Below are 13461 nucleotides of genomic sequence, written 5' to 3'. Positions count from 1 at the left end.
ATGCTGGATGTACTGGGCCTCGCGCCCGACGAGGAGCGCGTCTACCGGGCGCTCCTCGGCAGGCCGGACTCCACCGCCCCCCTCCTCGCCGAGGTGGTCGCCCTGCCGCGAGCCGACGTCGGCAACGCCCTGTCGCGGCTGGCGGACTGGGGACTGGCGACCAGATCGGCGGACGAGCGGTTCACCGCCGCACCGCCCGCGATGGCGCTCGGTGCCCTCATCGGCCAGCGCCGGGACGGGCTGCGCCTGGCCGAGCAGGCCCTGGTGACGTTCGCGGAGGAACACCGCGCGGCGATGACCGGCAGCAGCATCAGCGACCTGATCGAGGTCGTCACCGGAGTCGACGCCATCCGCCATCGCTTCCTCCAGGTGCAGCAGGCGGCCCGCACGGAGGTCCGCTCCTTCATCACCGCCCCGTTCGTCGCCCTGCCCCCCGACCAGAACACGGCCGAACCCATGGCCCTCGGCAGGGGAGTGCGCTTCCGGGCGGTCCTGGACCGGGCCGTGCTGGCGGAGCCGGGCATCGTCCACGACGCGATCGACTCGCTGCGCAACGGCGTACAGCTGCGTGTCGCCGACGAGTTGCCCATGAAGCTCGTACTGGCCGACGCCGACCTCGGGCTCGTCCCGCTCGCCGTCACGCCGGCCGGGGAGCCCGGCGCCGTACTGCTGCACCGCAGCGGCCTGCTGGACGCGCTGGACGCGCTGTTCGAGTCCGTGTGGCGCGCCGCCCACCCGCTCCGGCTCCCAGGCCCCGGAGACGCCGCCGACGTCTCCGTCGAGGTCGGCGCGGACGGCCCGACCGACCTCGACCGGCGCATCCTCGCGCTGCTGCTGGCCGGACTGACCGATCTGACGGTCGCCACGCAGCTCGGGCTGTCGCCCCGTACCCTCCACCGGCACCTGCGCCGTCTCATGGACCTGGCAGGGGTCAGGACGCGGATGCAGCTGGGCGGCCACGCCGTACGCCACGGCTGGGTGCCCCCGGGCTGAACGCCAGGCGAGGCGCGGCCAGCCCGCCGGGTCACCCCTTGGAGAAGTCGATCTCGTCGGTCGGGACGACGTCCGCGTTCATGTTGCGCTGCATCATGCGGAACGACGCCTCCGCCAGATCGGCGTGGATGTGCGCGACCCCGTCGCTCGGCACGGTCACCCGGAAGTGCCGGATGTGGGCGTCGAGCGCCGAGTACAGCACGCACTGCTCGGTGACCTGCCCGCACATCACGATGTGCCCGACGTCCTGTTGCTTGAGCAGGTACTCCAGGGGCGTCTGGTAGAAGATCGAGTGGCGGGCCTTGACGACGAAGAGGGACTCCTCGTCCGGCCTGATCGGCTCGACGAGGTCCGCGTGCGGCCCCCGCAGCGCGGCGTCGAGCAGCTCGTCGTGGTGCGAGCGCCACCGCCCGAAGTTGTCGTTGACGTAGATGACGTCCGCCCCCTGCTCGCGGGCCCGGCCGATCAGCCGCCGCATCGCCGGCAGGGTCTCGCGGACGGAGTCGACCAGCACCTCGGCATCCTCGTGCTCATAGGTGTTGATCATGTCGATGACGACCAGTGCGGTCTTCGTCATGTCGGAATCCACAAGATCCTCCTCGGCCCGGGGAACTGGGCCCACGGTGGCAGTGCGCGCACCTGCCCGCCCGCTCGACACGCTCCGGCCGCGCGGGGGTGCGGCGTTCGGGTGACGGGTCACGGCTCGCTCCCTTTATGATCACGAACGTACGGTCCGGTCTTGTGCGGTACCCACCCCGGTCCGCGCCATCCACGCGAGTTTCCTTCCGGCTCCCGTCGAGCGTGGAACGCGGTGCGGCACCTGCGGTGCCGGCCTCCGCGCGAGCGGTGGCCGGCACCGGCATCGGCCCGAAAAGGGATAGCGCGGCTCATTGTGGGAACGCGGACGGCTGCCGCGGGATCGCCGACGATCACGCGCCGGGTCCCACATCGTCCGTCGTAGGAGGGCACATGCCGGTACAGCTATGGCCGTTGCGGACGGACGCCCGCTTGGGGAGCAACGACGTGCTGGCGGGCCGCTACCGGCTGGACTCGTTCCTCGGCCAGGGCGGCGCCGCCGACGTGTTCGGCGGGTTCGACCTGCGGCTCAGGAGGCCGGTGGCTGTCAAGGTGTTCCGGCCCGGCACCGACGCGCAGACGGAGGAACGCTTCACCGAGGAGGCCGTGACGCTGGCCGGCCTCCAGCATCCCGGACTCGTCACCGTCTTCGACTCCGGCCGGGAGGCGGGCAGCCCGTATCTCGTCATGCAGCTCATCGCGGGGTCGACGCTGCGCGCACGCGCCGCCGAGGGAGTGCTGGGGCCCGCCGAGGTGTGCGCGCTCGGGGCAGCCTTGGCGGACGCCCTCGACCACGTCCACGCGGCCGGGGTCGTGCACCGTGACGTGAAGCCGTCCAACATCCTCCTGGACGAGACGGGCGCCCCCCACCTCACCGACTTCGGCATCTCGCGGCTGATGGACAGCACCGCGCGCACGGCCACCGGAGCCCTCGTGGGCACCGCCGCCTACCTGGCCCCCGAACAGGTCCTGGGCCAAACGGTCGGTCCCGCCGCGGACGTGTACGCGCTCGGCCTGACCCTCCTGGAATGCCTCAAGGGGGAACTGGAATACGACGGGACCCCGCTGGAGGCCGCGATAGCGCGCCTGCACCGGGCCCCGGCCTTCCCCTCCTTCCTCGACGACGGTCTGGCCGCTCTCCTGAGCGCCATGACCGCGCTGGACGAGCACGACCGCCCCGACGCCCGCACCTGCGCGGACGCGTTCGCGGCCCTGGGCAAGGGGGAGGCCCCCGTCGGAGTCCCCGCTCAAGCAGGACCCGTCGGGCAGGTGCCGGACGGCCATGACACGGCTCGGACCTTCTCCGCCGGCCCTGGGGCGTACGTCGCCGACGAAGGTGCCTCGCCGGGCCGCCGGGTGAGCGGGCGCACGCTGGCGACGGCGGGTGCGGTGCTGGCGGCGCTTCTCGGCGTCACGCTCACCGGGATGGTCGGCCTGGCCGACGGTCCCGACGCCGCGGCGGGCCCGGAGAACCACGTCTCGGCGGCGCCGGGTGCCAGCCCCTCGGACAGCTCCGCCGCCTCGCCCGGCCCGCGGACCGAGCCCGCTTCGGAGAGCCCGTCCGCGCGGGACGGGAAGCGGTCCGGGAGCCCGTCCGCGCGGGACGGGAAGCGGTCCGGCACGTCCGCCGCGGCCGTTCCGGCCGCCCGGAAGGCTCCCGGCCCCGGCCACCGGGCCGCCGGGCCGGCCCACTCCGAGCGGCAGGGCAAGGCCGCCCCGCAGCACAAGGCCCCGAAGAAGCAGAAGACGCCGCCTGGCAAGCACAAGGCCCCCAAGTAGGCCGTCGCCGACCGCCGTTGTCCGAAGGCGGGGCCCGTGCGTCTCCCGTAGAGAAATCGGTTGTCGAGACGCGGGCGTTCACCTCTAGCCTCCAGGCATGTACCGACACCGCCGTACCGGACGCCGCCCGGCACCCCGCACCCGGCAGGCCCAAGTGCGGGTCGTGCCGGCGGACTTCGCGACCGAAGGCGCAGAGGTCGTGATCGTCGGCTACTTCTCGGGCAGGGAGAAGGATCACGCCGCCCAAATGGACGCCGCCGCAAGGGAGTTGAGCGCGCTGGGTGCACGCGTCGTGGGGCGGATCGCGCAGCGGCGCGGCGTCTCGCGCGGCGGGGCCCGGAAGATGGGCCTGCCGCTGTCGCCGCGGACCCTCCTCGGCGGAGGCAAGGCCCGGGAAGCCGCCGCCCTCCGCGAGCGGACCGGTGCCGACGCGGCGGTCTTCCTCTCGCCCCTCTCGCCGCAGCAGCGCCGGGTGCTGACCGAACTGCTCGGCTGCCCGGTGCTGAGTCTCGCCGACCTTCGAGGGCAGGGCCCGTACCGGTGACCGGAACGCCACCTCCCCGGGCGGCTGAGCTGCGGTTTTCCGGGCACGGCGACGACGGTCCCGCCAAGGGGCACCCCCTGCATGATCAAAACGACGGGAGCGTTAACATCTGAGCACCGCCTAGCTCGAAAGATAAACCTGTGACTGTCAACGACGACTCGTTCACCAACTGGAAGAACCGCGAGGAGATCGCGGAGTCGATGATCCCGATCATCGGGAAGCTGCACCGGGAGCGGGACGTGACCGTCCTGCTGCACAGCCGCTCCTTGGTGAACAAGTCGGTGGTCAGCATCCTCAAGACCCACCGATTCGCCCGGCAGATGGCGGGTGAGGAGCTCTCGGTCACCGAGACGCTGCCGTTCCTGCAGACCCTCACCACGCTGGACCTCGGCCCGTCCCAGATCGACATCGGGATGCTCGCCGCGACCTACAAGTCCGACGACCGCGGGCTCTCGGTCGCGGACTTCACCGCCGAGGCCGTCGCCGGCGCCACGGGCGAGAACAAGATCGAGCGCCGCGAGGGACGCGACGTCGTCCTCTACGGGTTCGGCCGCATCGGCCGCCTCGTGGCCCGACTGCTCATCGAGAAGGCCGGCTCGGGCAACGGCCTGCGGCTGCGCGCCGTCGTCGTCCGCCAGGGCGGCGCTCAGGACATCGTCAAGCGCGCCTCGCTGCTGCGCCGCGACTCCATCCACGGCCAGTTCCAGGGCACGATCACCGTCGACGAGGCGAACAGCACGATCATCGCCAACGGCAACGAGATCAAGGTCATCTACGCGAGCGACCCGTCCGAGGTCGACTACACGGCGTACGGCATCAAGGACGCCATCCTCATCGACAACACCGGCAAGTGGCGGGACCGCGAGGGCCTGTCCAAGCACCTGCGGCCCGGTATCGACAAGGTCGTCCTGACGGCGCCGGGCAAGGGTGACGTCCCCAACATCGTGCACGGCGTCAACCACGACACGATCAAGCCCGACGAGCAGATCCTGTCCTGCGCGTCCTGCACCACCAACGCGATCGTCCCGCCGCTGAAGGCGATGGCGGACGAGTACGGCGTCCTGCGCGGCCACGTGGAGACCGTCCACTCGTTCACCAACGACCAGAACCTGCTGGACAATTACCACAACTCGGACCGCCGGGGTCGCTCCGCGCCGCTCAACATGGTCCTCACCGAGACCGGGGCCGCCTCCGCCGTCGCGAAGGCGCTGCCCGACCTCAAGGCGAGGATCACCGGCAGCTCGATCCGGGTGCCGGTGCCGGACGTCTCGATCGCGATCCTGAACCTGCGCCTCGCCCGCGAGACCACGCGCGAGGAGGTCCTCGACTACCTGCGCAACGTGTCGCTGACCTCGCCGCTCAAGCGCCAGATCGACTTCATCAGCGCTCCCGACGCGGTCTCCAGCGACTTCATCGGCTCGCGGCACGCCTCGATCGTGGACGCCGGTGCCACGAAGGTCGAGGGCGACGACGCGATCCTCTACCTCTGGTACGACAACGAGTTCGGCTACTCCTGCCAGGTCATCCGCGTCGTCCAGCACGTGTCCGGCGTGGAGTACCCCACGTACCCGGTCACCGTGAGCTGAGCCGAGGCCGGCCGACTCCGCCGCCGTGCCGGCCGGCACGGCGGCGGCAGACGGCGACAACCGTACGCGGCGTCCTTCCCGGTCGGGGGAGGGGCGCCGCGTACGGCTGTCATGGGCGGGATGCGCGCCCGGCGGATGCCGGGCGTCCGTGCCGGGAGGTCCGTCAGGCCGCCTGGACGAGCTGGGCCCGCCCGAACAACAGGGCGTACCCGTCCGGGAGTTGCCGGATGATCCGGGAGGTCAGGTCGTCGCCGGCGAGGCGGGCGACGACCCCGAGGACCGAGCCGGTGTCCCAGCGGGTGGTCGCCGGGGAGCCGCCGGTCCGTTCGGCGAGGTCCTTCACGAAGCCCCAGCCGGTGAGCGGCTTGCCGGAGGGGATCTGCGAGGCGAGGAAGGCGGCGGCCTCGCGGGGCAGCCGGGCGGCGAGTTCGACGCGCTCGTCACCCGTCAGCTGCCGGCCGAGGGCCTCGAGGACGCGGCGGGCGACGTCCTCGGCCCGGCGGCGGGTGGGGTAGGCGCCCTCGTAGCGCACCTTTTCCAGCATCTGCTCGAAGGTGACGCCTGCCGCGGAGGCGGCCGGGGCGGCGGGTGCGGGAGAGAGGAGGGTCATGTGAGGTGCGACGTCTTTCCTTGCGTGAGCCGATGTCTGACGTGAGCCGATGCCTGACGTGGAGAGATGGCCGACGTGGGCCGGTTGTCCGCACGTGTAGGTGACCCGTGCGGCCGGGGCCGGGGCGGGGCGCTGGGGCACCGCCCCGGGGCGGTGGGCGTCCGGCCGGCGGTTCAGCCGTCGATCTCCTTGCGCTGCCCGGCGCTGCGGACACTGATCTTCCGGGGCTTGGCCCGCTCGGTGATCGGGATGCGCAGGGTGAGGACGCCGGCCTCGTAGTCGGCCGTGATGTGCTCGGTGTCCAGGGTGTCGGCCAGGACCAGCTGGCGGGAGAAGACGCCCAGCGGGCGCTCGGACAGCTCCGTCTGCGCGTTCTCGGAGCGCGCGATGGGGCGGCGCTCGGCCCGCACGGTCAGCATGTTCCGCTCGACGTCGATGTCCAGCGCGTCGGGGTCGATGCCCGGCAGGTCGAAGGCGATCACGTACTCGTCGCCGTCGCGATAGGCGTCCATCGGCATCGCGGAGGGGCGGGACCACGTTCCCGGACCCATCAGATGCTGGGCCAGCCGGTCGAGTTCACGGAACGGGTCGGTGCGCATCAACACGGGAAACACCTCCAGAGGTTCAGGCAGTTGCTGCCAATGCGCTTCACCTGACTCCGTTGTAGCATGTCATCCATCCGACGACAAGCGAGATGTCATCCAGTCGATGACGGCGCCTGACGAGGGCCTGACCGAGACGAAGGAGAGGCGATGAACGACGACGGAACGCCGGCCCCGGCCTCCTTCCTGGCGGCGGCCGCCGCGCTGGAGGCCATCGCGCAGGCCATGCGGACGGCCCGGGACGCCGACGCCTCCTCGACCGACGACCCCGAGCAGGCCATGGCGGCGCTGCTGCTCCTGCGCGAGGTGCGCGAGCAGCTCGCCGGCTGGGAACCGGGTCTCATCGAGACGGCCCGGGAGGCCGGTGCCAGCTGGGCGGACCTCGCCCACCCGCTCGGTGTCTCCAGCCGCCAGGCGGCCGAGCGGCGCTACCTGCGGGTGCGTCCCGGGGAGGCCGGTACGACGAAGGAGCAGCGCGTACGGGCCACCCGTGACCGGCGCGCGGCGGACCGCTCCGTGGCGTCCTGGGCCCACGACCACGCGGCCGCCCTGCGCCAGCTCGCCGGGACCATCACCGCGCTGCCCGACCTGCCCGCGGCGGCGAAGGGCGCGCTGTCCGACCTCCACGCGGCCCTGGGGCACAGTGATCCGGCCCGTCTGCTGGGCCCCCTCACGGCGACGGGACCGCATCTGCGCGGGGCGCATCCCGACCTCGCCGACCGGGTCGGCGACATCGGCCGCCGTACGCGCGAGATGCGCGAGCCCGAACACCGCCGGCGTTCCTCCGACGGGGCGTAGGGCCAGGTCCCGGGGGGTGGCGCCCGTGGGGGCGTACGACCCGACCGGTCGCCCCTCTCGCTCCGGCCCGTCGCGTCCCGTCAGCCGGCGGAGTGCGTGAGCAGGTAGTCGATCGCCTGGGTGACGTCGTCCACGCTGTGGTGGGGGACGGCGAGATCGTCGGGCCAGGTCATGCCGCGGACCCAGATGGGCTGGAGGCCCGCCTTGTATCCGCCCGCGATGTCGTTCTCCGGGTCGTCGCCGATCATCCAGTCGTCCCGGGAGAGCTGGGTGCCGCAGCGGGCCGCCGCGAGCTCGAAGAGACGGGGGTCCGGTTTGCGGACGTCGATGTCGCCGCTGGCCGCGATCCCGTCGACCAGGTCGGCGAGACCGGTGGCGTGGATCTTGGCGCGCTGGATGTCGGACGGCCCGTTCGTCACGACCCCGACTGTCCAGGAGGCGTCCCGGAGACGGGCCAGGCTGTCCAGCACGGCGGGACGGCAGGTGACGGCGGCCGTCATCCGGTCGATGTACGCGCGCCACAGTCCGGCGGCGGACTCGTCCAGGTTGAAGACCTCCCGGAGCCGGGCGAAGTCCTCCGGGCAGGCCCGGTCGGCGAGGTGCGTGAGCATCCAGTGCTCGACGTCGGGCCCGTAGCCGTGCGTGCGGGTGAGGTCCGCGACGGCATCGGCGAACGCGGAACGACGGTCGACCAGGGTTCCATCCAGGTCGAAAAGGGCCAGGCGCATGCGGCAGACCCTAACCTGACAAGCCACTTCTGTCCCCGACGCGGACGCGCACGCCGAGGCCCGATGGGTCGCCCCGCTCGACGGGGACGCCGAAGGCCGCGACGACCGGAGACACGTCGGCCCGCGCTCGCCCGGACGATCGGCCGGCGTACCCGCGGCCGGCCTCCGCGTCCCTCGCCTCCAAGGGAGCGCGCAAACCGGCGAGTTGCCCCCACCCGGCCTGCCGAGTCGGCGAGCACCTTCAATGGACGTCACGTCCGGACTCTTTTCTCTACCGAAGGGGACCCGCGGTGCCAGTCGACTGGGTCAAGCTGGAACTCGACACGCGTGCTTTCGACGCGGCACGCTTCGCGCCGTACGTGGAGCGCTGCCGAAGCGCCGGACTCCGGCTGACGACGCTGGCCGAGCTGGGCGACACCCCGGCCCACCGGCGCGCGCTCTACGAGCTCGACAAGGAGTGCTCCGCCGACATCCCGGGCCGCGGCGAGTTCCACACCTTCGACGCGTACCTGCGGCACCGGATCGAGGTTCCCTCCTACGACCCCAGGGGCGTCGTGATCTCGCTCGACGGCGACACCTGGTGCGGGCTAGCCGCTACCTCGGACCGCCGTGGCGCCGGCTGCGTCTTCAACGAGATGACCGGTGTCACGCGGCCCTACCGAGGCCGGGGACTCTCGATCGCCATGAAGACGTACGGCATGCGCTTCGCCGGTCTGTGCGGGGTGGACCGGGTCCGGACCGTCCACCACCCGGAGAACACGGCCGCCATCGAGATGAACCGGCGCCTCGGTTACGTGGACGCCGACTGGGACTGACCGCAGGCACGCGCGCGCAGACGCCGCCGGGCAGGTCGGTCCGGCCCCCGAGGCCGGTCACTGCCGCGTTCGCGGCGGTGAGCCGTGGGCGTCCTCCTGGGTCGGGGTCGGGAGCTGGGCGTCCGGGGGCGGCGGGGTCGGTGGGTCCGTGGCGACCAGGATGACCTGGTCGTCCGGGGTCCACTCGCGTCGCTCCGCCTTGGGCGGGTTGAGGCGGACCCCGTGGTCGGGGGGCGTCGCCCTCCGGTCGTGGCGGCGGTAGCCGATCGCGCACTCGCCCCGGTCGCGCGCGGCGGCGACGACGGTCGCGAACGTGGTCACGCTCCCCGGGCGGACGTAGTGCCCCGCCGGCCGCAGACAGATCGTGCTGCCGTCGGCGGAGAACAACTCATTGAACACGGCCGCCAGATGCCGGTTCTGCGCGATCTGCGCCATGAGCAGGCCGGTCAGCTCACCGCTGACGATGACGTCGGAGCCGGGATCGAGGGGCGCCAGCGGCCGGTTGCGGTCGTCGGTCAGCTCGGTGACCACCCGCAGCGGCCGTCCGGTGCGTTCCTCCAGGAGCCGCAGGGCCAGCAGCGTCACCAGCGTCCGGTCGTCCGGGCGGTCCGGTCCGTCGCCCGGGTCGGGTCCGAGGACGACCGTCCCGTCGTACGGGGTGAGGTCGAGTCCGAGCAGGGTCTCGGGCCGCGACAGGGCGGCGGACTGGAACCGTACGGACAGCCGGGAGGCGCCCGACGGCTCCGGCTCCGGCTCCCGGGCCGGCGCGGGCACCGCCCGGTCCGTCACCACGTCGAGCACGGAACCCGGCCGTGCCGTGCGCCGCAGCTGGTCCACGACGTGGGGCGCCCGCCGGTTCCAGCCGAGCAGCAGCAGGTGCGCGGCGTCCTCCGGCGGCGGCGGTACGGTCGCGATCACCGGCCTCTCGACCAGGTGCCGGCAGTCCTCCGGGCGTGCCGCCTCCGCGTCGCGGGTGAGGACGATCAGCCGGCTCCCGGGCGCGACCACGGTGTCCGCGGGCGGATTGAGGAGCGCGCGGCCCCGCGGGGTGAGCAGCCCCACCACGCAGGCATCGGCATGGCCCAGCAGGGCCGCGCCGAAGGGGCGTCCGTGGAACGCGTCGGCGTCGGCGAGGTGGAACTCGTCACCGGCGAAGTCGAGCAGGTCGCGCAGGACGAGGGAGAGGCCGGGACGGCCCACGCACTGCGCGATCAGCCGGGCGGTGACCGTGTCGGTGTCCAGGACCGTGCCCCGCGGCCCGGCGGCCAGCCGGGCCGCCGCCCGGTACCGGTCGTCCCGCACCGCCGCGAGGACCGGCGGCCCCTCCGCGCCCTCCCCGAGCACGGCCCGCATCGCCAGCAGCGTCCGCAGCACCTCGGCGTCGGCCGTCGGCTCGCCTGACGGCAGCACCAGCACGGTGCGCGCCGTCCGGGGGCTGACCAGCGCGAGTACGGCCGGATCGCTCGCGGGGCCGCTGCGGCAGATCAGCCGCGTCCGGCCGGGCGGGCCGACGTGAGCGGCCAGCGCCCGCTCCATCTCGGTCTTGTCCCGGTCGGCGAGCAGGACCACCGCCCGGGGCCGGCGCGGGACCTGCGCGGCGACCAGCTCCGCCACGACCGTGAACACCTGGTCCGACCAGCCGAGCACGACGGCGTGGCCCTCCTCCAGGACCGTCGAGCGGCCCCGGCTCAGCTCCGCGAGCCGCTCGGCCAGACCGGTCGTGATGACCCCGACGAGGGTCGACACGCAGAGCAGGGCGACCAGCCCGAGCAGGGCCGCGAGCAGCATGCGCGGCGGCGTACCGTCCACCGCGCCCAGCCGCAGGGTCTCCGCACTGGACCGCCACACCGCCGTCAGCCGGCCCGAGAGCGAACGCGGCGCGCCGGGATCCGTCCACACCAGCAGCGCGCTCACCGGGACGACGACGGCCAGGCAGCTGACGACCAGCCAGCCCATCAGGGAACCGGTGCTGCGGGCCAGCGTACGGTCGAACCGGTAGCGCGCCCGGTCCTGTAACGACACCCGTCGCCGCTCCTCCGGCCGGTCTCCGCCCACGCGCACCCCTCGCCTCGTACCGCACTCGCCACGTCACCCGGCCCGTCGGCACGGACGCGACGCCGCACCGACGGGCAGTGCGCCGCCGGCAGATCCGCTCCGCACAGTGCTTGCTCCGGCACCGGGACACGCGGCTTTCGGGAGGCGATTCATTCTTTCGGGCAGGCGTCCCCGCGAGCGGCGCGGACCCGGTCCGAAGGGTGGCCGGGTCGCCGCGGCCGGTGGGCACGTCCGGCGCGCGAGCGGGTACCCGTACGGGCATGTCGGCCTACCCGTACCACGGCACCTACCAAGGCGCTCCGACCGTCTGGGCGTTCGTCCTCGTCGCGATCCTGATCGCGCTGGTCGTGGGGTGGTACATCTGGCGCCGGCCGTAGGCGCGCCGATGTGACGGGCGGGCGGCGCGGCCCGGGTACCGCGGCGGCCCCTACGCGCGGAAGACCCGTGCGAGGCACGCTGTCAGCGCCCGCGGTGTCGGCGGGTGCAACCGCGCCGCCAGGTAGCCGTCGGGCCGTACGAGGAAGGCGGTCGGGGTCCGGACCGCGAAGCCGCGCGCGAACTCCCCCTCGGAGTCGCGGTACACGGGAAGCCGCCCCGCCTCGGCCGCCGCGTCCCCAGACGGGACGACGGCGATCCTCTCCACGCGTCCCGGCGCCGACTCGGCCGCCGCGCGGGCCAGTTCGTCGAAGCCCTCGTCCGGGGCGCCCGTCCCGTACAGCAGCAGTACGTGGTCACGCTCCCGGAGCACGTCGTACAGCCGCAGCGCGTTGCTCGCGATCGGGCCGGTGAGGCCGCGGCAGTCCGGGACCCGGTCACCGGGCCTCGGTCCCGCGCCGTCCGCCGCCGGGTCCGGCGAGCCCACGATCGGGCTGCCCCGGTAACCGACGAGGAGCTGCGCCTCGCGCAGCATCAGCGTCGCCGGGTCCTCCGGGTCGGCCTGGACGCCCTCGGCGGCGTGCCGCACGGTACGCCCGACGACCTCCTCGCCCACCGGGCGCCGCTCGGCGTCGTAACTGGCGAGCAGGGCCGGATGCGCCGCCCCCTCGACCGTGAGGGCGAGCTTCCAGGCCAGGTTGAACGCGTCCTGGATGCCGGTGTTCATGCCCTGCGCGCCGGTCGGCGGATGGATGTGCGCGGCGTCGCCGGCGACGAAGACCCGGCCCTCGCCGTACCGGTCCACGATCCGGTGGCTGATGCGGAACACCGAGGACCAGCGGAGGGCCGACGCCGTCACCGGTCGCGGCGACAGGCGGTCGAGCACCTTCTGGATGTCGGCGAGCCCCGGCGCCGGACCGCCGTCGAGCCCGTGCGCCACCGTGTCCCCGCGCGTCTCCGCGTCCCGGGCCCGTCCGGCCGTGGAGAGCGCGGGCGGCACCATGGTCGACACGCGGTACCGGCCGCGCCCCGGCAGCGGGATGCACACCAGGATGTCGTCGACGTCACCGTCCGGTCCGCGGTGCATGGAGCGCACGCCGTAGCCCGCGGGCAGGTCCCAGTCGACCTCGACGTCGGCCAGCATGTACTCGTCCGGGAAGGCGCCCCCCTCGAAGCCGAGACCGAGCCCCTTGCGCACGACGCTGTGCGCGCCGTCGCAGCCGACCAGGTACCGGCACCTGACCTCCTCCTCGCGCCGTACCGGAGCCTCGGCGCCGCCCGGACCGGAGGTGGTGACGAGCCGGGCGGTCACCCCGTCCTCGTCCTGGCGGAACCCCACGAGCTCCGTGCCGCGCTCGACCGGTGTGCCGAAGCGGGCCAGGAACCCTTCGAGGACCCGCTCGGTCTCGTACTGCGGGAGCGCGGCGAAGCCGTACGGCACCTCGGGAGGCAGTACGAGGTCGTACGCGCCCTGCTCGGCGCCGTCGACGTACACCAGCTGTCCGCGCATGGGGACGGCCGCCTCCAGGGCGTCCCGTACGAGGCCCATCCGGTCCCAGACCTCCAGCGTGCGCGGCTGGACGCCCACGGCCTTGGCGTACGGGAGCCGGGCCGGGAGCCGGTCCACGACACGGGCCCGGACCCCGCGCCGCCGCAGTTCCCCGGCCGCCGTGAGCCCGACCGGACCCGCTCCGACGACCAGGACGTCGGTGGTGTGGTCGATGAGCGGCATGGACGCCTCCTGTACGCGCGGCCCGAGCTGCACCCCCTGTCCCTCCCTGTCCATGGTGGGCCGGGGGGCGCCGCGCCGCACCCGGGGTCCGCGCGGCGGAAAACCACGTGCCCCGCGACCGTCCGGCTCCCTACACTCGCCCCACACCGTGCGCGTCCGACCGTCGCCGCGCACTCCGTGACGAACGAGGGGAGCCCGGCCGTGCGTTGCCACACGACTGCCGCCGTTCCCCGGTCGCGCTACGACGTGATCCTCGTGTCCTCGTCCG

12 protein-coding genes are annotated in these 13461 nt (G+C 73.4%); 6 read left to right on the top strand and 6 right to left on the bottom strand.

What is annotated here, in order from left to right; translation table 11 throughout:
- On the top strand, window positions 1–993 hold the full coding sequence (locus tag ACFYQQ_RS00220) for a helix-turn-helix domain-containing protein (RefSeq protein WP_355787510.1): 993 nt from the start codon (window positions 1–3) through the stop codon (window positions 991–993).
- 31 nt (window positions 994–1024) lie between these two features.
- Here the strand turns inward: ACFYQQ_RS00220 and ACFYQQ_RS00215 are convergent, their stop codons facing one another.
- Complete coding sequence (locus ACFYQQ_RS00215) at window positions 1025–1570, bottom strand: isochorismatase family cysteine hydrolase (protein WP_355787513.1); 546 nt, start codon at window positions 1568–1570, stop codon at window positions 1025–1027.
- A 392-nt stretch (window positions 1571–1962) separates the two neighbouring features.
- Between ACFYQQ_RS00215 and ACFYQQ_RS00210 the strand changes: the two genes are divergently transcribed.
- The 3 genes from ACFYQQ_RS00210 (at window position 1963) to ACFYQQ_RS00200 (ending at window position 5478) form a co-directional block, all read left to right on the top strand.
- Window positions 1963–3348 carry a serine/threonine-protein kinase gene (locus ACFYQQ_RS00210; RefSeq protein WP_356237946.1) on the top strand — a complete coding sequence of 462 codons (1386 nt, stop codon included), beginning with the start codon at window positions 1963–1965 and terminating at the stop codon, window positions 3346–3348.
- Window positions 3349–3445: 97 nt separating this feature from the next.
- Window positions 3446–3892 carry a hypothetical protein gene (locus tag ACFYQQ_RS00205; protein WP_356166054.1) on the top strand — a complete coding sequence of 149 codons (447 nt, stop codon included), beginning with the start codon at window positions 3446–3448 and terminating at the stop codon, window positions 3890–3892.
- 140 nt (window positions 3893–4032) lie between these two features.
- The gene (locus ACFYQQ_RS00200; protein WP_355794645.1) at window positions 4033–5478 is read left to right on the top strand and encodes a glyceraldehyde-3-phosphate dehydrogenase; all 1446 of its coding nucleotides are present in this window, start codon (window positions 4033–4035) and stop codon (window positions 5476–5478) included.
- A gap of 163 nt (window positions 5479–5641) precedes the next feature.
- Here the strand turns inward: ACFYQQ_RS00200 and ACFYQQ_RS00195 are convergent, their stop codons facing one another.
- Both ACFYQQ_RS00195 and ACFYQQ_RS00190 read right to left on the bottom strand, forming a co-directional pair.
- On the bottom strand, window positions 5642–6088 hold the full coding sequence (locus ACFYQQ_RS00195) for a DUF2267 domain-containing protein (RefSeq protein ID WP_355790272.1): 447 nt from the start codon (window positions 6086–6088) through the stop codon (window positions 5642–5644).
- Window positions 6089–6261: 173 nt separating this feature from the next.
- On the bottom strand, window positions 6262–6693 hold the full coding sequence (locus tag ACFYQQ_RS00190) for an Hsp20/alpha crystallin family protein (protein WP_355790269.1): 432 nt from the start codon (window positions 6691–6693) through the stop codon (window positions 6262–6264).
- A gap of 147 nt (window positions 6694–6840) precedes the next feature.
- On the opposite strand from ACFYQQ_RS00190, the gene ACFYQQ_RS00185 reads away from it, so the two are divergent.
- A complete protein-coding gene (locus ACFYQQ_RS00185; protein WP_355790266.1) occupies window positions 6841–7488 on the top strand; it encodes a type III effector protein in 648 nt (215 codons plus the stop codon).
- A gap of 80 nt (window positions 7489–7568) precedes the next feature.
- Here ACFYQQ_RS00185 and ACFYQQ_RS00180 read toward each other — a convergent pair whose 3' ends face one another.
- On the bottom strand, window positions 7569–8216 hold the full coding sequence (locus ACFYQQ_RS00180; protein ID WP_355790263.1) for an HAD family hydrolase: 648 nt from the start codon (window positions 8214–8216) through the stop codon (window positions 7569–7571).
- 290 nt (window positions 8217–8506) lie between these two features.
- On the opposite strand from ACFYQQ_RS00180, the gene ACFYQQ_RS00175 reads away from it, so the two are divergent.
- On the top strand, window positions 8507–9031 hold the full coding sequence (locus ACFYQQ_RS00175) for a GNAT family N-acetyltransferase (protein WP_388902596.1): 525 nt from the start codon (window positions 8507–8509) through the stop codon (window positions 9029–9031).
- A 57-nt stretch (window positions 9032–9088) separates the two neighbouring features.
- On the opposite strand, the gene ACFYQQ_RS00170 is transcribed toward ACFYQQ_RS00175, so the two are convergent.
- A complete protein-coding gene (locus ACFYQQ_RS00170; RefSeq protein ID WP_388903370.1) occupies window positions 9089–10987 on the bottom strand; it encodes an NAD-binding lipoprotein in 1899 nt (632 codons plus the stop codon).
- A 526-nt stretch (window positions 10988–11513) separates the two neighbouring features.
- Complete coding sequence (locus ACFYQQ_RS00165) at window positions 11514–13193, bottom strand: FAD-dependent monooxygenase (RefSeq protein WP_388902593.1); 1680 nt, start codon at window positions 13191–13193, stop codon at window positions 11514–11516.
- Window positions 13194–13461 lie beyond the last annotated feature (268 nt).

This window comes from Streptomyces sp. NPDC005496, assembly GCF_042872045.1.
In the GTDB taxonomy this organism is placed as follows: Bacteria; Actinomycetota; Actinomycetes; order Streptomycetales; family Streptomycetaceae; genus Streptomyces.
Note: the sequence above shows the minus strand (reverse complement) of the source record. Positions and strands in the feature narration are given on the sequence as shown.